Below are 19831 nucleotides of genomic sequence, written 5' to 3'. Positions count from 1 at the left end.
TGATTCAGAGTCAATTATTCGGTTTACTCTTTTTACCAAACCGCAAAAACGGGCCGCGCAACCTTGCATATACGGCGGAGTCTTTCGTGCGAACGAAACTAACGGCTTCGGCGGTTTAGTCTCCACAAGGATTTCTCTGCTTACTTCGCCTTTCTACTCACTTCTTTTTACTGTATGACCCGTAATCAACTGTTGATGCTGGGCCTGGGCGCGGCTCTTTCGGTGGGCACGCCCGCCGCCTCGCTGGCGCAGGCTAAGGCTGCTACGTCTAAATCGACTGCCACCGGCGGTGCTAAGCTCGTCGAGAAAGTGACGCGCAAAGGCTCGGAGCTGGTGATTCCCTACGAGAAGTACGTGCTGCCGAACGGCCTCACGCTCATCGTGACGGAAGACCACTCGGACCCGATTGCGCACGTGGACGTGACGTATCACGTGGGTTCGGCGCGCGAGACGATCGGCAAGTCGGGCTTTGCCCACTTCTTCGAGCACATGATGTTCCAGGGCTCCGACAACGTGGGCGACGAGCAGCACTTCAAAATTGTGTCTTCCTCGGGCGGTACGCTGAACGGCACCACCAACCGCGACCGGACCAACTACTTCGAAACCCTGCCCAACAACCAGGTGGAAACGGCCTTGTGGCTGGAAGCCGACCGCATGGGCTTCTTGCTCGACGCCGTCACGCAGAAGAAATTCGAAGTGCAGCGCTCCACTGTAAAGAACGAGCGGGGCCAGAACTACGACAACCGCCCTTACGGCTTGGCCGGCGAAGTAACGTCGAAAGCCTTGTACCCCTACGGCCACCCCTACTCCTGGATGACCATTGGTTACCTGGAGGATTTGGACCGCTCGGACGTAAACGACCTGAAGAACTTCTTCCTGCGTTGGTACGGCCCGAACAACGCCACCGTAACCGTGGGCGGCGACGTGAAAACGGCCGACGTGGTGAAGATGGTAGAGAAGTACTTCGGCTCCATTCAGCGGGGTCCGGCCGTGCAGAACATGAAGCTGCCCGCCCCGGTACTCACCCAGGACCGTTACGTGAGCTACCAGGATAACGTGCGCTTCCCGATGCTGCGCATGGTATTCCCAACCGTTCCTCAGTACCACCCCGACGAAACTCCGCTCGACGCCCTGGCCGAAATCCTGGGCGGCTCGCGCGACTCCCCGCTTTACCAGAGCCTGGTGAAGAAGCAGAAGGCCGTGCAGGCCAACGCTTCGCACCCCACTTCGGAGCTGGCCGGCGAATTCGCCATTACGGCGCTTTCGTACCCCGGCAAAGGCCTCGACAGCCTTGAAATTGGCGTGCGCAAGAGCATTGACGCCGTGGCCAAAGGCTCGATTACTGACGAGGCCGTAGCTCGCTACAAAGCCAGTGTGGAAGCTGACCTGATCAACTCGTTGAGCAGCGTGAGCGGCAAGGTGAGCCAGTTGGCCGCCTACCAGACTTTCGCCGGCAACCCCAACCGTTTGCCTCAGGAGCTGAAGCGCATTCAGGGCCTGACCAAGGCCGACGTGGTGCGGGTGTACGACAAATACATCAAAGGCAAAAAGGCTGTGGTGGTAAGCGTAGTGCCCAAAACCGCGCCCAACCTCGTAGCCAAAGCCGATAACTACACGGTTTCGAAAGACGGCTTTAAGGCCCCGAAAGACGAGTACGCCGGCCTGAAGTACACGAAAGCCAAAGACTCCTTCGACCGCTCCAAGCAGCCTGCCGCTGGTACCAACCCGGTAGTAACCGTACCGCCCACCTGGAACCAGCAGCTGCCGAACAAGCTGAAGGTAATTGGCACCCAGAACACCGAGGTACCAAGCACCACCCTGCTGCTCACCATTCGTGGCGGCCACCGCCTGGAGCAAAACATGCCCAACAAGGCCGGTATTTCGGCCCTCACGGCCGCTCTCATGAACGAGAGCACCGAGAAGTACACTGCCGAGCAGTTTGCCGCCGAGCTGGAGAAGCTGGGCTCGTCGATTCAGGTTAATGCAGGTGCCGAAAACACCACGGTGTATGTGCAGAGCCTGACCAAGAACCTCGACAAGACGCTGGCCCTGCTGGATCAGCGCCTGCTGCACCCCAAGTTCGAGCAGGCCGATTTCGACCGCCTCAAAAAGCAGACGCTGGAAGGCATTGCCAACCAGAACACGCAGCCGGTGGTAGTGGCCGATAAGACCTTCGCCCGCCTGCTGTACGGCCCGAACGACATCATGAGCACGCCCACCAGCGGCACCGAAGCCACGGTAGGCAGCATCACGCTCGACGACGTGAAGCAGTTTTACGCCCAGAACTACGCGCCCAACGTCAGCCACTTGGTGGTGGTGAGCGACGCCGACCAGAAAGCCATTGAGCCCAAGCTGGCCTTTATGCAGCAGTGGCAGCAGAAGGACGTTAAACTGCCCGTTGCTACGCAGCCCGCTAAAGCCGACAAGGCCCGTTTGTACTTCGTGAACAAGGACAACGCCCCGCAGTCGGAAATCCGCATTGGCTACCTGGGCATGCCCTACGACGCCACCGGTGAGTACTACCGCGCCACGCTGGCCAACTACATTTTGGGCGGCGCCTTCAACTCGCGCATTAACCTGAACCTGCGCGAAGACAAAGGCTACACCTACGGCGCCCGTTCCAGCTTCCAGGGCACGCACTACCCCGGCGCCTTCACGGCCCAGGCCGGCGTACGCGCCGATGCCACGGCCGCTTCGGTGAAGGAGTTCATGTCGGAAATTGAGAACTACCGCAAAAACGGTATTACCGACGAAGAGCTGCAGTTTGTGAAGGCCTCCATCGGCCAGAGCGACGCCCTGCGTTACGAAACCGGCCAGCAGAAAGCAGGCTTCCTGGCCCGCTTGGTGGAGTACGACCTGAAGCCCGACTACGTGAAGCAGCAGAGCGACATTCTGCAGGGCTTGACCAAGCAAGACGTAGCCGCTTCGGTGCAGAAATACTTGCCCGCCGAAAACATGTACCTCGTGGTAACCGGCGACAAGAAGTACCTGCCCGAGCTGCAGAAACTCGGTTACGAAGTGGTGGAACTGGACCTGAACGGCAACCCCGTTACCCAGGCTGCCGCTGCCCAAGCCGCCGTACAGGCTGCCGTGGAAGCTGCTCCTACCGCTCCTGAAACCCAAAAGGTGAAGGTGAAAACCAAAAAGGACAAGGACGGCAACAAGAAGGACAAGGACGACAGCCAGAAGAACGGCAAAGCGCCTTTCCGCATGAACGCCGGCTAAGTCGGTGTTGGGTTCAAATAAAAACCGGACGTTGCCGCTGTGGCAACGTCCGGTTTTTTTATGTGACCCGGCCAAAGCTTCGAGTTACTCTTTCGCCAGCTTTTTCACGATGGTTCCCTTATCAGTGGTAAGGTGTACTAGGTACATTCCCGCTGGCTGATTCACCAGATTCAGCTCCCACTTTGCTGCACCAGCCGCTGGCCGCAGCACTTGCCGCTGCAGTTCGCGCCCCAGCGCGTCGAGTACAATGGCCGTAACCGGGCCGCTTAAGTTGGTAGCGGTGAGCGTAGCGCGGCCGGTAGCGCTGGGATTGGGATGCAGCGTGGCGGCAACCTGCATGGCACCGGCTTTGCGGCCCGTTGTCACGAAGGTTTGAAAGTTGGAGTAGTAGGTTTTGGTTTGGTTGGCGAAGACGCTGGGATTTCCTCGGGGCACTTGGGTCACTCGGCGGATAATGTCGTTGGTGGCATTATAGCTGAGCAGGTCGCGGGAAAGGGCACGTAACACCCAAGTACCTGCTACCCAATCCTCCGATGTGGTGCCCAAGTAATTACCAAAGGCATCGTAATTCATACTGGTACGCGAACGATTCGTCCAGGTGCCGTTCCGCCATTGTTCCGTGGTATTCTGGCTGCTTGCAGTAAGTGGGTCGTAGCTCGTTGTGGTCCGTTCGTAGGCTTCCCATGCAGTGCCGTTCCACTGCTGCATTTCTGAGTATGTGGGGCGCTGCCGGGCATCGTAAACGAAATTGATGTTGCGCTCAGCATTAGCCCACGCTCCTTGCCAAGTTTGATAAAGCACGCTGGTAAGTTCTGGACCAGTACCGGCGTAGGATAAAAGTATCCGATACACCAGCACTGGGTTTCCATTGGCATCTTGCCCCGTGCGCTCCTCTTCCACCATACGGTTGGCCGTATCGTAAGCGTACTTAACATCAATCTGGGTTTGCCAGACACCCCCAACCCACCGCTGCTGCACGAAGCGCGTATTGTTTGCTTGGGCATCATAGGTCCTGATATTCCGCGAGCGGTTCACCCACGCATTGCCGATCCAGTCCTGATATGTCAGTTCACCGGGCCGGCCTTGGCTATTATACGAGTAGAAGTACTGGGTTTCATTTTGCCAAGCGGTGCCATTCCATCGCTCAAGCACATAAGTGGCTATTTGCCCGGCTGAAGTAAGGGTATAGTTGAAGCGGGTAATCGGGCGTTGCGTTGCCGAATCGGTCGTCAGCCCACTTAGAATATAGCCCTCCGCGCTGCGCGTATACTGGGTTATGGTAGCTTGGTCCGACCATTGATTGGCGCTGATTTGCCAGGAGTATGTGGAAAGCCGGTTGGCATAGCGTACCGTAGCGGCGGGCCGATTGGATTGCTGGTTTACTTCCGGCGCTTGGTTTTCCGAAAGGATAAGGTCCCGATAACGCGTTTGCCATGCGGTCAAGGAGCTTTGTGCCCAAGCTCCCGCCGCGCTGCCTAGGAACCCAAGAGTGAGTAATAGTTTCTTCATACAGGAGGAATTATGGATTTAGCAACGTGCCTTACCAGCTGAATCGAGCCTTATAATGTACCCGCAAGCTAATCGTCAGAATAAAGGTAGGGTGGCTTTTTGCAAACCACCTCGCCCAAAACCAGATTTTGCCACACACCATGCCCAGGGCGGTACCGACTTCGGTGCCGCCCTTTTTTGTGTTGATTTATTGTACTTGAGCTATTGAACCTAACCCGTAATTGTATTGCACTGAATACGGAATGCAACCAAAACTTATTCCGCAGAACCTTTACCTTGGGCCCATTCTCCGATCCATCATCTTTTCACACTATGCTGCACAAATCCTTATTATTGCTCGGCCTGGGCGCGGTCCTGGTCTCCCCTCCTTCGGCCCACGGCCAGAAGCGCCCGGCCACCAAGCCCGCAGCCTCTACGGCTGCCTCCTCCGGCACCCGGCTGGTAGAAAAAGTTACCGCCAAGCCCGGTGAACTGGTGATTCCCTACGAGAAGTACGTGCTGCCGAATGGGCTGACGCTGCTGGTGGTGGAAGACCACTCGGATCCGATTGCGCACGTGGACGTGACCTACCACGTGGGCTCGGCCCGGGAAACCATCGGCAAGTCGGGCTTCGCCCACTTTTTCGAGCACATGATGTTCCAGGGCTCCGACAACGTCGGCGACGAGCAGCACTTCAAGATCGTGTCTTCTGCCGGGGGCCAGCTCAACGGCACCACCGACCGCGACCGGACCAACTACTTCGAGACCCTGCCGAATAATCAGTTGGAAACGGCGCTGTGGCTGGAAGCCGACCGCATGGGTTTCCTGCTCGACGCCGTCACGCAGCCTAAGTTTGAAGTGCAGCGCTCCACCGTGAAAAACGAGCGCGGCCAGGGCGTGGACAATTACCCCTACGGCCGCGCCGACGAGGTTTTGCTGCAGGCCATGTACCCTTATGGCCACTCCTACTCCTGGCCCGTTATCGGCTACCTGGAAGATTTGGACCGCTCCGACGTAAACGACCTGAAGAACTTCTTCCTGCGCTGGTACGGCCCCAACAACGCCACCCTTACCGTAGCCGGCGACGTGAAGCCCGCCGAGGTGGTAAAGCTGGTGGAGAAATACTACGGCGCCATTCCCCGCGGGCCCGAGGTGCCGCGCGCCAAAGCCGTAGCGCCCGTGCTGGCTCAAGACCGCCGCACCAGCTACGAAGACGCCAACATCAGCCAGCCCATGCTGCAACTGGTGTTTCCGGGCGTGCCCCAGTTCCACCCCGACGAAGTGCCGCTGGATGCCCTGGCCGACATTCTGGGCAAGGGCAGCAACTCGCTGCTCTACAAAAACCTCATCAAAACCCAGAAAGCCGCCCAGGCTTTCGCCTACAACCCCTGCTACGAGCTGGGCGGCGAGTTTACCATGCAGGTGATGAACTTTGCCGGCGCCGACCTCGACGAAACCGAAACCTTGGTGCGCAAAACGCTGGCCGAGTTTGAGCAGCGCGGCGTAACCGACGACGACATTGCCCGCTTCAAAGCCCACCGCGAAGCCGGCGAAATCAACTCCCTAAGCAGCGTGCAGGGCAAGGCCACCAAGCTGGCCGCCTACCACTACCTCACCGGCAACGCCAACATGCTGCCCAAGGACATCCAGCGCATTCGGGCCGTTACCAAGGCCGACGTGATGCGGGTGTACAACCAGTACATCAAGGGCAAAAAAGCCGTGGTGCTGAGCGTGGTGCCCACCGGCAAAGGCGAACTGGCCGCCGGCACCGCCAACTTTAAGGTAGACCAAACCGGCTTCAAAGCCCCGAAAGACGAGTACGCAGGCCTCAAATACGTGAAGGCCAAGGACAGCTTCGACCGCTCCAAGCAGCCCGGCGCCGGCCCGAACCCCGTGGTGAAAGTACCCGAACTGTGGCGTGCCGACCAGCCCAACGGCCTGCGCGTGATGGGCGCCCGCAACACCGAGCTGCCCACCACCAACCTGTTGCTTACCATTAGGGGCGGCCACCGGCTGGAGCAAAGCACGCCGCAGAAAGCCGGCCTAGCCGAAATGACGGCCAAAATGCTGGGCGAAAGCACTGAGAAGTACAGCAGCGAGGAAATGGATGCGGCCCTCACCGAGCTGGGCAGCAACGTGTACATCTACGCCGGCGACAACGACACGAAAGTGTACGTGCAGAGCCTGACCAAAAACCTCGACAAAACCCTGGCCCTGGTGGAGCAAAGCCTGCTGCACCCGCGCTTCTCGGAAGAGGATTTTGCCCGCGTGAAAAAGCAGCAGGCCGACATGGTAGCCGATTTCGTGAACCAGCCCAACGTGGTAGCCGACCTCGCCTATAACCGCCTGATGTACGGCCCCAACAACATTGCCGGCACCGCCGTGGCCGGTACCCCTGCTACCGTGGCCAACATCACCCTGGCCGATATCAAGCAGTTTTACCAGCAGAACTATGCGCCCAACATCAGCCACTTGGTGGTGGTAAGCGACGCCGAGCAGCAAACCATTGCGCCCAAGCTGGCCTTCCTGCAGCAGTGGAGCAAGAAAGACGTGCAGATTCCGGCCGACCAGCCCGCGCCCAAAACCGACAAAACCAAGCTGTACTTCGTGAACAAAGACGGCGCGCCGCAGTCGGAAATACGGGTGGGCTACATGGCCATGCCCTACGATGCTACGGGTGAGTTTTACCGCGCCGGCCTAGCCAACTACCTGCTCGGCGGCGCCTTCAACTCGCGCATCAACCTGAACCTGCGCGAAGACAAGGGCTACACCTACGGGGCGTGGTCGTACTTCCGCGGCTCGCGCTACGCGGCGCCGTTTATGGCCCAGGCCGGCGTGCGCGCCGATGCTTCGGCGGCTTCGGTGAAGGAGTTCATGAAGGAAATCGAGAACTACCGCAACGGCATTTCCGACGACGAGCTGCAGTTCCTGAAAACCTCCATCGGCCAGAGCGAGGCCCTGAAGTACGAAACCGGCCAGCAGAAAGCTTCCTTCCTGGCCCGCCTGTTAGAATATGACCTCAAGCCCGATTACGTGGACCAGCAAGCCGAAATTCTCAAGCAGCTCAAGCGCGAAGACGTGCAGGCCCTGGCCCAGAAGTACATGGCCCCCGAGAAAATGAGCATCGTGGCCGTGGGCGACAAAAAGTACCTGCCGGAGTTCCAGAAGCTGGGCTACGAGGTGGTGGAAATTGACATGGAAGGCAACCCCGTGAAGCCCGCCGTAGCCGCCACCGAAACGCCCGCCGCTCCCGCCCTCGACGCGAAAAAGGACAAATCGAAAAAGAAAGCCAAGGACGACAGCCAGAAGAAAGGCAAAGCGCCCTACCGCATGAACGCCGGCTAAACCGGGTCGTTACGCGTTCTACTAAAAAGGGCAGCGCCACCATGGCGCTGCCCTTTTTGTTTTCCGGTGCAGTCGTCACCAACTAACCGAAGTTGCGGCGCACCCAGAGGCTAGGCTAGAGCCAGCTCACCTCCTCAGCTGAGGAGGGGCTGGGGGTGGTTGACGAGCTATTGAACAACAAAAAAAGCCCGTCATGTCGAGCTGGCCGAGACATCTCGCGTGCTGATGTCAGATACTAAACTCATCGTTCAACGAGCAGATTACTATTCGGCGAGATGTCTCGGCAAGCTCGACATGACGTTCTGCGGAAGCAACGATTGGTCAACCACCCCCAACCCCTCCTCAGCTGAGGAGGGGAACTAACCTTAGCCCTAACCAAAGGTCTGTACCCTAGGTTAGCTAGGGCCTGACGAGGCGGCGCACGGCCGTGCCCTGCAGAGTCGTCAGGCGCACCAAGTACACGCCCGCCGGCCGCCCGGCCAGGTCCACGGTACAGCGCCAGCGCCCGCCCGCTGCCCGCACCGTGTGCGTGCTCACCGCCCGGCCCAGCGCATCCGTCACCGCCACCGTGGCCACTGTTGCCCCGCCGGTCGGCGCCTCGGCGTCCAAGGTGGCGCGGCCGCCCGGGGCCGGGTTGGGGTAGAGGCGCACACTGGCGGCCAGCGCCGCGCTGGCCCGCGTGGCCGTGGGCTGGCCGAAGGGGTACAGGGTCACGGTGCTGGTGCAGCCCAGGTTGTTGGTGACGGTGAGGCGCACGGGCGTGCCGGCCGGCGGCACTTGCGCGTAGCGGTGCCGGGCCCGCGCCTGCCCCTCCACGGCCGGCGTGCCGTCGCCGAAGTCCCAGCGCCACACGGCCGCCTCCGCGTACTGCGGGCCCGGCAGCGACGTATCGAGCACCACCAAGGAGTCCGGCTGCGGCCGCGCCCACGCGAACTGCGCCGTCGGCGGCACGGCGCACAGGTTGGGCACGTACGGCGCCCCCACCCCCGCGTAGCGCGTGAACAAGCCCGCGTACGTGTTTACCACCGGCTCCACACTGCCCGCCAGCACGGCCGATCCGTCAGCCTCCAGGTGCAACGTCTCGTATAAAGCGTCGCGGGCGCCAAGCTGGCGCAGCAGGCTCCAGCGCGGCGCGCCGGCCGCCGAAAAAGCACTCAGGTAGCCGTTCCAGCGGCCCGGCTGCCGGTAGCGCCCGGCCAGCACCAGGTCGCCCGCCGCGGTGACTCGCAAGGCGCGCAGGTCGTGCTGCTTGGTGGGGTCGGCGCCGATGATGGTGCGCGTCCACTCGGGTTGCAGCTGGGCGTCGAGCTTGACGAGCTGCCCGTCGTCGGGGTAGTCGCCGTTGCGGTGCGAGGTTTGCAGCCCGGCCAGGGCCACGCCCCCGTCCGGGGTCAGGGCCAGGTGGTAGGCCTCTTCGCGCTCGGTGAACGTGCCCACCGTCACCGAGCGAATTGTATCGCCGGTGGGCCGCAGCTTGACCAGCCAGTGGCTGCGCCGCCAGAAGGGCGTGGTGGCCGGATTGACCACGTCGCGGAAGCCGGCGGCCAGGATGCTGCCGTCCGGGTGCAGGGCCAAGGCGTAGAAGCCGCCGATGCCCGCGAAGCCCGCGCTCGGGTAGCGGCGCTGCCAGACCGTGTTGCCTTGCCGGTCCAGCTTGGTGAGCCGCGCCACGGGAAACTCCGGCTGGCCGGGAACCGCCGCCGCGTTGGTCGTCAGCAGGTAGCCGTCGGGCAGGCGCAGCAGCCGGCCGGTGGTGGAGAAGTCGTTGAGGTTGAGGAAGCGCTGCCAGCGCACCCGCCCCAGCGTGTCGAGCTGCACCGCGAACTGGGTGTAGTCGAACGTGCCCGGCGCCGAGGCGGCCGCCTCGGCGTGGTAGCCGAACACGGTCGCGGCCCCGTCCGGCTCCAGCACCGCGTCCGACGGGAAGTCGTAGCCGCCCGGCCCGTTGCGGTTCAGCCGCACCACCCGCAGCGTGTCGCCCGTGGCCGCCCGGGTCAGCACCAGCCGCATTTCCGCTTCCCCGGCATTTAAATCCAAAAGAGACCCAACGTGCAGATGCACCCCAGGACGCAGCGGAAGCGTGGTCAGGTAGCCCCCATCTGCCCGCAGGTAAGTCCGTTCCCACGTGCGAGTAGGCTGGGCCTGGGCGGCTAAAACGCCCAGCAGACCAATCAACAGCAGCAGAAGACTACGCAGGAAGTTCATAAAGCTCATTCAAGTCGAAATAAAAGCACTTCCCACAACCAACCGCGCCGCCTTCCTCGTCAAGATACACCTCCTCGGCGCAACGGCCGAAGGGGTTACCTCGGGGGTACCCTCTCCCACCCCAAACACGCGGCGTCGCGTCTGCGAGACGGGCGGCCGCGTCTTCGGGACGCGCCCGCGCATCCAAACGACGGCCGCGCCTGTCTCCAAAACGGGGCCGCCCGTTTTGGAGACGCCCGCTCGCGTTCCGCAGACGCGGCCCCGCGTCGTTTACCCGGCCCATCGCGTATCCGGAACGCGCCCGCCCGTCATGAAGACGCGAGCGGGCATCTCCGGGACGAGCGGGCGCGTATGCGGGGCCCCTTGGGGTAAAGCGGCCCGCCGGTTAAACGGCGGGCACCGGTTTCGCCGCCTTGGCTGCCGGGGTGGGCTGCTCGAACTGCGTTTTCAGGTCGTTGGCCAGGGCCTGGGCGCCGGGCACGCTTTGCTTGGCGCCTTGCTGCACGCCGTTGTAGTAGCTCAGAGCCGCCACGTAAGCCTCGCTGCCCAGCTTCATCAGGGTCGAGTTGAGGTTGTCGGCCAGCGGGGTCAGCAGTTGCTGCACGCTTCGCAGCTGTTGCCAGGCCGTCAGGTCGAGGCGCAGGCCCGCAATATCGAGGTAGCCGGGGGCAAATTTGGGCTGCTGCTCGGCGTAGGTCAGGGCTTTCTGGATGAAGGGCAGCAGGCCGTCGTTGGCCTTGGGCAAGCGGCTTTTTTCCTTCGGGTTGAGCGAAATGAGCAGCGGCCCCAGCACCGTATTGAGGGTGGCCAGCGCATCGTTGATCTTTTGCAGTTCGGCAGCTGAGAGGCTGATTTGGAGGTTTTCGGTAGGCATGCGGCAAACGGGTTTAAAAGTGGAGAAAAAGAAAAAGCACGGGCCGAAGCCCGGAAAAAACGCAAACGCCCGCTCCGTCTGGCCGAAATCGGCAGAAAGGCGGGCGTAACCAAAAAGGTGTGTGAAAAACGGTAGCGGAGCGGGGCCGGTGGCGGGCTAAAAGCCCGGGAACCGAAGAATCATCCGAAGATGCGGCGGGTATAGCTGAACAGTAACGGGCTAAATATAGGGCAATTAATAACTCATAATGATCAATTATGAATTAATGTCAGCCCCACACTTTGGTGCCCTCGGTGCAGTTGCGGCACATTTCTACCTGGTCGCGGCCTTTCAATAGGGCTTTACGGAAGCCGGTGTACTTGGGGCCGTGCCAGAGCTGGCGGAAGGTCTGGCCTTTCAGGTCGCCGAGGCGGTACTCGGCGTCTTTGTCGAAGCAGCAGGGCACTACCAAGCCGTCCCAAGTAATCACGCACGAGTGCCACATCTTCCAGCAGTGGTTGAGCAGGCGGTTCTTGATGCTCCAGGTGCCGTTCTGGTTGTTCTCGTAGCGCGAGTAGTAGTCGATGGTGGGAATGAGCGGGGAGCCGTTCTGGTAGTCGTAAATCTGGGCGGTCTTAAACCATACGTCGTCTACGCCCAGCTCCTGGGCCAGGCGCTTGGCGTCCTCCATCTGGTGCTCGTTGGGGCGCACCACCAGAAACTGGAATATCACCCGCGGCGTCTGCGACTTCAGCTCCCGCTTGTACTTCACAATGCGCTTGGTGCCCTCAATCACCTTGTCCAGCTTGCCGCCCACGCGGTACTGCTGGTACACGTCCTGGGTTGTGCCGTCGAGGGAAATGATGAGGCGGTCGAGGCCGCTTTCCACCGTTTTCTTGGCGTTGTCCTCGGTCAGGTAGTGGGCGTTGGTGCTGGTGGCGGTGTAAATCTTCTTTCTGGAGGCGTACTGCACCATGTCCAGAAACTGCGGGTGCAGGTACGGCTCGCCCTGAAAGTAGAAGGTGAGGTACCAGAGGCGCGGCGCCAGCTCGTCGATGGTGCGGGTAAACACGTCGTCCTGCAGCATGCCGGTGGGGCGCGTGAAGGAGCGCAGGCCGCTCGGGCACTCGGGGCAGCGCAGGTTGCAGCTGGTGGTGGGCTCCAGGCTTACGGCCAGCGGCAGCCCCCACGCCCGCGACCTTTTAGTGACGCGGCTGAGCACGTACGAGCCTGTTACCTGCACGGCGTTTAGGGCCCGCAGAGGCGTGAGTTTCGAGAAGAAGTTTAGCCCGTCGGCCAGGGTGGAGCGCATGGTAGGGCAAAGGTCGGCAATGCGGGGTTAACCGGCGGGGCGGGCGGGAAGTTCGGCTGCCGGAACGCAGCTTGCATGAAACACAAAACCGCCTCCACAGCTAGTGCGGAGGCGGTTCCGGTTAACGAAGAAATCTTGTACTAGTTTTTGCCGTTCGTCGACAGCACGCTGGTGTACACGGCGGCTTTGCCGAACGATTCCTTGATTTCGTCCACGGCGGCACGGCTGCTCAGGCGCTTGGGCTTGGTGTTCAGGAAGGTACCATCTTCGGCAATGAGGAAGTACGCCGGCACCTCGCTCAGCATGTAGGAACGGGCCAGGGAGCCGCGCTGCCCACCGTTGGCGCGCACGTGCACCCCCGACAGCTTTTTGCTAACCACCAGCTGTTTCCAGGCCGGCTCGTTTTCGTCGAGGGCAATGTTCAGGAACACGATGTTCTGCCCGCTGAAGCGCTTGGCCAGATCCTGGGCGTACGGCAAGTCGCGCAGGCTCAGGCCGCTGGTGCTGCGCCAGAAATTCACGTACACCAGCTTCCCGGCGAAGGAACGCAGCGTAACGGTGTCGCCGGTGGAGGTAACCAGCTTGAAATCGGGGGCTGGCGAACCGATGGCGAAGTCCTTGTGGGCATCGAAATCGGCCTTGAGCACCGGGTAATACTTGTTTTTGGTATCGACGGAGGCGCGGAAGTTCTCCAGCAGCGCCGCCGACTGCCGCACGTGCCCGAAGCGGAAGGTTTCCTGCAGCACGCGGCCCATTACAATGGATTTGGCTGCCCCCGAGAGCTTCTCCTTGGCCAAGTTGTAGCATACCTGGTAGTAGTCGGGGTCGATTTTTTTGTGGTTACCGGCAGCGGCCAAGTAGTGCACGTAGTTCAGCAGAAACTCCCGGTAGGTCTCGTTTTCCAACGCCGCGGCGTTGTTCACCAAGCTTTCGTCTTTAAGAAAATCGTAGTAGGTGGGCGTCATTTTCAAGCGGCCTTCGGTGGCCACCACCTGCTCGCGCAGGTCCTGAAAGGTTAGCCGGTCGTTGGCGTAGCTGTAATCTATTTCAGCCTTCATGTAGCTGCGGAAGGCCGCCGACACGTTCTGGTCCTGGTTTACATCGTCCAGGAACTTGTTTTCTTCTTTGCGGCGGTAGTCCAAGAAGGAGAGGAAGCCCGGCTCGTAAAGCATGATGTTTTCGGGCAGTACCTGCAGGCCGTCGTTATCTACAAACTTTTGGTCGAAATCGGCTAAGTAGCCATTGGCTTCGGCGCCTTTGCCCTTGAACTTCACCGTACCCGATAAGTCGCCGCCCTTGAAGCGCACATCCATTTGGGTGCCGGGTTCCAGCCACAGGGCTGCCACGTCGTCGGCGTACACGAGGTCGGCTTTGGTAGGACCGGTTACCTGCAGTGCCAGCCGAAACTCCCCTTTGTTGTTCACAGCCGCGTACGTAAGCTGCTCCTTGGGGTCGAGGGCGTGTTCACGCACGGCTACGGCCACCGAATCGGCGGTTTTGCCGTTGATTTTGCCGGTGAGTACCACCGTACCCTGCGCCCAGCTGGCCAACGGCGCAAGCAAGGCCACCATGGCAAAGGGCAACGCTAGTTTAAAGAAAGAAGCAGCCATTAGAATACGAGTCGGCGGGGTGGGCTATCGGGCAATACGTTCATTCACTACACGGGGTAAACCATTCCGCGGTTACGTTGCCGTTAAAATTTAAGCGGCAAGTCATTCACGGTAAAAGTCAATTACCGGGCCTAAGTTAAGGCATATAGGTTTACAAAGTCCAATCTTAGGCATCACATTTTCGGGTGTCGCATAAAAAAGTGATGCCGAGGATTGGACTTCTTACGCCCCAAACGCTGGGGCGGCCGGTTATCCAAACAAGCCCGTCAGTACCTCGTCGAGGCGACCCACGGGGTGAACCTTTAGCCCAAAACGACCCAGGTCGAGGCCGCGGCCGTTAAACTGCGAAATGTACATTTCGGCGAAGCCCAGTTTCTCGGCTTCCGACAGGCGCTGGTCGAGGCGGCTTACGGCCCGAATTTCACCGCTCAGGCCCACTTCGGCGGCCAGGCACACGTCGCCGGGCACGGGAATGTCGTTGAGGCTGCTCACCACAGCGGCGCACACGGCCACGTCGAGGGCGGGGTCTTCGAGGCGCAGGCCGCCAGCAATGTTCAGAAACACATCGTGCTGGCCTAGGCGCAGGCCCGAGCGTTTTTCCAGCACCGCCAGCAGCATTTGTAGGCGCTTGCTGTCGAAACCGGTGCTGGTACGCTGGGGCGTGCCGTAGGTGGCGGGCGTTACCAGGGCCTGCACTTCCACCAACAGCGGGCGGTTGCCCTCCAGCGTGGCCCCAATGGCAATGCCGCTGAGCATTTCGGTGCGCTGGCTGAGCAGGATTTCCGAGGGGTTCGATACCTGCCGCAGGCCTGCGCCCTGCATCTCGTAAATGCCCAGCTCGGAAGTAGAGCCGAAGCGGTTTTTCACCGTGCGCAGAATGCGGTAGGTCAGGTGCCGGTCGCCTTCGAACTGCAGCACGGTATCCACCATGTGCTCCAGAATTTTGGGACCGGCAATGGAGCCGTCCTTGGTGATGTGGCCGATGAGCAGCACCGGCACGCCGGTTTCCTTGGCGTACTTCAGCAGCTCGGTGGTGCATTCGCGCACCTGGCTCACCGAACCCGCCCCCGACTCTACCAGCTGGCTGTGCAGGGTTTGAATGGAATCGACGACGACCACATTGGGCTGCAGCGCGTCAATCTGCTTGAAGATGTTCTGGGTGCTGGTCTCGGTAAGAATGTACAAGCCCTTGTGCTGCTGCCCGAGGCGCTCGGCGCGCATCTTGATCTGCTGCTCGCTTTCCTCCCCCGAGATGTAAAGCACGCGCAGGTTTTGGAGCTGCATGGCAATTTGCAGCATGAGCGTGCTTTTGCCAATGCCCGGCTCACCGCCGATGAGCACCAACGAGCCCGGCACCAGGCCGCCGCCCAGCACGCGGTTCAGCTCCCCGTCGCCGGTATCGAGGCGCGACTCTTCTTCGAACAGAATATCGCCGAGGGGTTTGGGCTTGGCCGATTTGCTGGGGCCCGCGCCAATGGTCGTCGACGCTTTCCAGGCCGTGGCGGGCGTTATTTCGGCCTTTTCCACTACCTCTTCCACGTAGGTGTTCCACTCGCTGCAGGAAGGGCAGCGGCCGATCCACTTGGCCGACTGCGCGCCGCAATTCTGACAGAAATAAAGGGTCTTGAGCTTGGCCATTTACAAAGGTCGGGGTGAAAAGAGGTAATGCGCGGCGGCGCGAAAAAGTTTGCCAAGATCAGGGTTTCCCGCAGCAACCGGCCCGGATTATGGTGCTTATATGATTTCGTTGCATTCTCGGCAATAAGGACTCAACAACATAGAATTAAGGTTATATATTGAGCCCGCAGCGTCATAACTAGCTGAAAATATCCGCTTTCCTTTTCCTGACTCAGCTTATGAAACAACTTTACTTCCTGGCTTTTCTACTGCTTGGCGCCCTAGCCGGCCCGGCAGCCCACGCCCAAACCCGGCCCGTGCCGCAGCTGCGGCTGGCCAGCGGCACGGTAACGCCCGCCGCCAACTTTGCTACCTGGAGCATGCAGGCGGCAGCCCGCCCCGCGGCACGAGAGGTATGGGCCAACCGCTACTACCGCCTGCTGCAGTTCGATGCCTTGCCCACCGAAAGCCAAAAGGCCGAGCTGGCCCGCCTGGGAGTGCAGCTGCTGCAATACCTGCCAGATAACGCGTGGGTGAGCACCTTGCCGGTAGGGCTGAACCCGCGCACCCTGCGGGGCTTTGGTATCCGGAGCGTGCTGCCGGTGGAGCCCCGCTGGAAGCTGGCTGGCGAAATGGCCGAGGGCGTTACCCCGGCGCATGCCCTGCGCGGCGGCGGACTGGTGGAAGTAGTGGTACAGCACCACAGCTCCATTACGCAGGCCGAAGCGGCCCGGCAGCTGATTTTAGCCGGCTACCGCATCACGGCCCGCAACGAGTTCAGCGCGCAGCTCACCTTGGTTTGTCCGGCCACGGCGCCGCTGGCTATTGCAGCATTGCCTTGGGTAGCCTCGCTGGAATACGTGCCCGCCCCGGCCGTACCTGAAAACCAGCGCGCCCGCACCGACCACCGTGCCAACGTGCTATCTACCGATTACGGCGCCGGCCGCAAGTACGACGGCACCGGCGTAAACATTGCCCACGGCGACGACGGCGCCATCGGCCCGCACATCGACTACCAGGGCCGCTTCGACCAAAGCAGCTCCGGCCCCGACCGCGGCACCCACGGCGACCACGTGGCCGGCATCATCATGGGGGCGGGCAACCTTAACCCCCGCCAGCGCGGCCAGGCCACCGGCGCCTTTAACTACTACTACGACTACCCCAATAATATCAACAGCATTACCTCGCACTACACCACGCGCAACATTCGCGTTACCAGCAGCTCGTACGGGCAAACCTGCAACGCCGGCTATACCTCCGACGCACGTTCCATGGACCAGCAAACCCGGCAAATGCCGCTGCTGCTGCACGTGTTTTCGGCCGGCAACTCGGGCGCTACTACCTGTGGCTACGGAGCTTCAGGGGCGGGCTGGGGAACCATTACGGGCGGCCTCAAGGCCGGGAAAAACGTGATTACCGTGGGCAACGTGGACCACACCGATGTGCTTTCCGGCAGCAGCAGCCGTGGCCCGGTGAAAGACGGCCGCATCAAGCCCGAAATCTGTGCCGTAGGCAGCAATGTAACTTCTACCATCAACCCCAACACCTACGACGTCTTTTCGGGCACCTCCATGGCTTGCCCGGGGGTATCAGGCGTGCTGGCGCAGCTCATCCAGGCTTACCGCAGCCTGAACGCCGGCGCCGAAGCCCCGGGCGCCTTGCTGAAAGCGTCGCTCATGAACACTGCCGAGGACCTGGGCACTGCCGGCCCCGATTTCCGTTTCGGCTACGGCCGCATGAATGCCCTGCGCGCCGTGCGGGTGCTGGAAGACCGAACCTACCTGACCAACACCATTACCCAGGGCCAGGCGCTTACCCACACCATTACGGTGCCCGCCGGCAAAAAGCAGCTGCGCGTAATGCTGTACTGGCACGACTACGAAGGCGCCGCCAACGCCGCCGTACCGTTGGTAAACAACCTCGACTTTACCCTCACCGCGCCCGGCAACGTTACCTACCAGCCGTGGGTACTGAACCCAGCCCCCACCGCGGTAGCCGAAGCCGCCGTGCGCGGCACCGACAACCTCAACAACAGCGAGCAGGTGACGCTGAACGACCCGGCCGCCGGCACCTATACCTTCACCGTAAACGGCACGGCCGTTCCGCAGGGCCCGCAGAGCTACTACATTACCTACAGCTACATTGAAGACGGTGTGGAGCTAACGCACCCCATTGGCGGCGAAGCCTTCGTGCCAGCCGAAACCGAGGTGATTCGCTGGGACGCGGCGACCAACGGCACCGGCACGTTCTCGCTCGACTACAGCACCAACGGCGGCAGCACCTGGACCGCCATTACCACAGGCCTGAGTGCCACCACCCGCCACTACAACTGGACGGTTCCCAGCGTGGCTTCGGGGCAGGTGCGGGTGCGGGTAACGCGCGGGGCGGCCAGCAACCAGTCGGCCGCCAACTTTACCATTGCGGGGGTACCCACGGGCATTCAGTTCACCTCCCTTTGCAGCAATTCCACTACCCTGCAATGGACGGCCGTGAGCGGCGCCACCAGCTACGAGGTGCTGCGGTTGGGCACCAAATACATGGACGTGGCCGCCACCGTAACCGGCACTTCGGCGCAGGTGCCGGCCACGGCGGGCACCGAGGAATGGTACAGCGTGCGGGCCCTGGGCGCCAACGGGCTGCGGGGCCAGCGGGCTGTGGCCGTGCGGCGCGCCGCTGTTGTTGCCACCACCTGTGGGCCACCCGTGGCCTTTTTTACCAGCAACACGCTGAAGGCCTGCACTAACATCCCCCTCACGCTCATTGACCAAAGCGCGGGGGCTCCTATTACCGCCTGGAACTGGAGCGTTTCCCCCAGTACGGGAGTCTCTTTTGTTGAGGCTACCACGGCTGCCTCTGCTTCTCCCAGGGTGCAGTTCAGCCAGCCCGGCACGTATTCGGTAAGCCTAAGCATTACCAATGCCCTGGGCAGCAATACGCTCACTCACAACGCGCTCATCACTGTTACACGTGGTGCTTTTATGCCAGTGGTGGAAAACTTTGCCGCGTTTCCCCCGGCGGGCTGGGAGGTGCGCAACCCCGCGGGAATCACCTGGCAGCACCGGGTTGGGGTGATGGGACCAACTGGCTCAGTTACGGCCGCGGCCTGGGTTAATAACTACGACTACGATAACGCCGGCGCCGAAGACTACCTGCTGACCAAGCCCGTGGACCTGCGCAGCCGCAGCCTGCCCAAGCTGGAGTTCTGGGTTAGCTACGCTCAGTACAACGCGCAATACAGCGACGCCCTGCGCGTTGACATCAGCACCGATTGTGGCCAGACCTTCCAGCCCGCCGGCTACCTGAAAGCGGGCGCCGCGCTGGCCACTGCCACCGCCACCACGGCCTCTTACACCCCCACCCTGGCCAGCCAGTGGCGCAAGGAAACCCTGGACCTGACGCCCTTTACCGCCGGCACGGCCGGCCGGGAGGCCATACTGCGCTTTACCAACATTACCGCCTATGGCAACAACCTTTACCTGGCCGATGCCCGTGTTACCGGCACCGGCCCGCTGCCGGTAACCCTGGCCGCGCTTAGCGGGCAGTGGCGCCCCGACGACGTGCGCCTGCGCTGGGCCACGGCCAATGAAAAAGACGCCGCCAGCTTCGATGTAGAGCGCAGCAGTGACGGCCAGCAGTGGAAAGTGGTAGGCAACGTTCGGGCGGCGGGCAACAGCTCCTCCCGCCGCGAATACGCCTGGACCGATGCTGACGCCAACTACCTCGGCACCAATCAGCTGTATTACCAGCTGCGGCAGCTGGACGAAGACGGTACGGCCCACCTGAGCCCCGTGGTTACCGTGTACCGAGACGCAACCACCGACCAGCAGCCGTATCTGGCGGCTTACCCGGTACCGTTCACCAACGCCCTGAACGTGGAAGTGGCCCTGCCCACCGCGGGCACGGCAACGCTGGTACTGGTTGATGCGCTGGGCCGGGAGGTTAGGCGCCAGGAGCTGCCGGCGGCCACTGGTTTGCAGCAGGTACAGGTGCCCGTAACGCTGTTGCCGGCCGGGGTGTACACCCTGCGGTTACAGAGTGCCAGTGGTGCCCGCCAGCTGCGGGTAATCAAGTAGCCTTTCCATTCGTAATTTCTGCCCAAGCGGCGGCGCAACTCCTGCGGGTAGTAGCGCCGCTGCTTGTGGTTTTGGCCGTATCGGCCGAAGGCTTGGTTTTGTT

The 19831-nt window shown here is 61.4% G+C and carries 9 protein-coding genes; 3 read left to right on the top strand and 6 right to left on the bottom strand.

Annotation, left to right across the window (positions count from 1 at the left end):
* Positions 1-174 precede the first annotated feature (174 nt).
* Positions 175-3225, top strand: a complete 3051-nt coding sequence (locus tag ABD903_RS22105) for a M16 family metallopeptidase (protein WP_345227853.1) — start codon at positions 175-177, stop codon at positions 3223-3225.
* Between the two features lie 84 nt (positions 3226-3309).
* Here the strand turns inward: ABD903_RS22105 and ABD903_RS22100 are convergent, their stop codons facing one another.
* Positions 3310-4734, bottom strand: a complete 1425-nt coding sequence (locus ABD903_RS22100; protein WP_345227851.1) for a T9SS type A sorting domain-containing protein — start codon at positions 4732-4734, stop codon at positions 3310-3312.
* A 312-nt stretch (positions 4735-5046) separates the two neighbouring features.
* Here ABD903_RS22100 and ABD903_RS22095 point away from each other — a divergent pair, with 312 nt between their 5' ends.
* Positions 5047-8058 carry a M16 family metallopeptidase gene (locus ABD903_RS22095; RefSeq protein WP_345227850.1) on the top strand — a complete coding sequence of 1004 codons (3012 nt, stop codon included), beginning with the start codon at positions 5047-5049 and terminating at the stop codon, positions 8056-8058.
* A 399-nt stretch (positions 8059-8457) separates the two neighbouring features.
* On the opposite strand, the gene ABD903_RS22090 is transcribed toward ABD903_RS22095, so the two are convergent.
* The 5 genes from ABD903_RS22090 to radA all read right to left on the bottom strand — a co-directional run bounded on the left by ABD903_RS22090 (position 8458) and on the right by radA (position 15676).
* Positions 8458-10272 (bottom strand): T9SS type A sorting domain-containing protein, encoded by a 1815-nt coding sequence (locus ABD903_RS22090; protein WP_345227848.1) that lies wholly within the window; start codon positions 10270-10272, stop codon positions 8458-8460.
* A gap of 376 nt (positions 10273-10648) precedes the next feature.
* Positions 10649-11137: a hypothetical protein gene (locus tag ABD903_RS22085; RefSeq protein WP_345227847.1), complete on the bottom strand. Its 489-nt coding sequence runs from the start codon at positions 11135-11137 to the stop codon at positions 10649-10651.
* 268 nt (positions 11138-11405) lie between these two features.
* On the bottom strand, positions 11406-12428 hold the full coding sequence (locus ABD903_RS22080; protein WP_345227845.1) for an SPASM domain-containing protein: 1023 nt from the start codon (positions 12426-12428) through the stop codon (positions 11406-11408).
* Between the two features lie 140 nt (positions 12429-12568).
* Positions 12569-14038 carry a TlpA family protein disulfide reductase gene (locus tag ABD903_RS22075; RefSeq protein ID WP_345227844.1) on the bottom strand — a complete coding sequence of 490 codons (1470 nt, stop codon included), beginning with the start codon at positions 14036-14038 and terminating at the stop codon, positions 12569-12571.
* A gap of 249 nt (positions 14039-14287) precedes the next feature.
* Entirely contained in the window at positions 14288-15676 is a 1389-nt protein-coding gene (gene radA / locus ABD903_RS22070; protein ID WP_345227842.1) for a DNA repair protein RadA, read from the bottom strand.
* 218 nt (positions 15677-15894) lie between these two features.
* On the opposite strand from radA, the gene ABD903_RS22065 reads away from it, so the two are divergent.
* The gene (locus tag ABD903_RS22065) at positions 15895-19728 is read left to right on the top strand and encodes a S8 family serine peptidase (RefSeq protein WP_345227841.1); all 3834 of its coding nucleotides are present in this window, start codon (positions 15895-15897) and stop codon (positions 19726-19728) included.
* Positions 19729-19831: the final 103 nt, after the last annotated feature.

It is taken from the genome of Hymenobacter koreensis, assembly GCF_039541855.1.
In the GTDB taxonomy this organism is placed as follows: domain Bacteria; phylum Bacteroidota; class Bacteroidia; order Cytophagales; family Hymenobacteraceae; genus Solirubrum; species Solirubrum koreensis.
Note: the sequence above shows the minus strand (reverse complement) of the source record. Positions and strands in the feature narration are given on the sequence as shown.

Bases quoted from the DNA above. Each gene is read 5' to 3' on its own strand.
- ABD903_RS22105 (WP_345227853.1), top strand. From the start codon at position 175: ATGACCCGTAATCAACTGTTGATGCTGGGCCTGGGCGCGGCTCTTTCG.
- ABD903_RS22100 (WP_345227851.1), bottom strand. From the start codon at position 4,734: ATGAAGAAACTATTACTCACTCTTGGGTTCCTAGGCAGCGCGGCGGGA.
- ABD903_RS22095 (WP_345227850.1), top strand. From the start codon at position 5,047: ATGCTGCACAAATCCTTATTATTGCTCGGCCTGGGCGCGGTCCTGGTC.
- ABD903_RS22090 (WP_345227848.1), bottom strand. From the start codon at position 10,272: ATGAGCTTTATGAACTTCCTGCGTAGTCTTCTGCTGCTGTTGATTGGT.
- ABD903_RS22085 (WP_345227847.1), bottom strand. From the start codon at position 11,137: ATGCCTACCGAAAACCTCCAAATCAGCCTCTCAGCTGCCGAACTGCAA.
- ABD903_RS22080 (WP_345227845.1), bottom strand. From the start codon at position 12,428: ATGCGCTCCACCCTGGCCGACGGGCTAAACTTCTTCTCGAAACTCACG.
- ABD903_RS22075 (WP_345227844.1), bottom strand. From the start codon at position 14,038: ATGGCTGCTTCTTTCTTTAAACTAGCGTTGCCCTTTGCCATGGTGGCC.
- radA (WP_345227842.1), bottom strand. From the start codon at position 15,676: ATGGCCAAGCTCAAGACCCTTTATTTCTGTCAGAATTGCGGCGCGCAG.
- ABD903_RS22065 (WP_345227841.1), top strand. From the start codon at position 15,895: ATGAAACAACTTTACTTCCTGGCTTTTCTACTGCTTGGCGCCCTAGCC.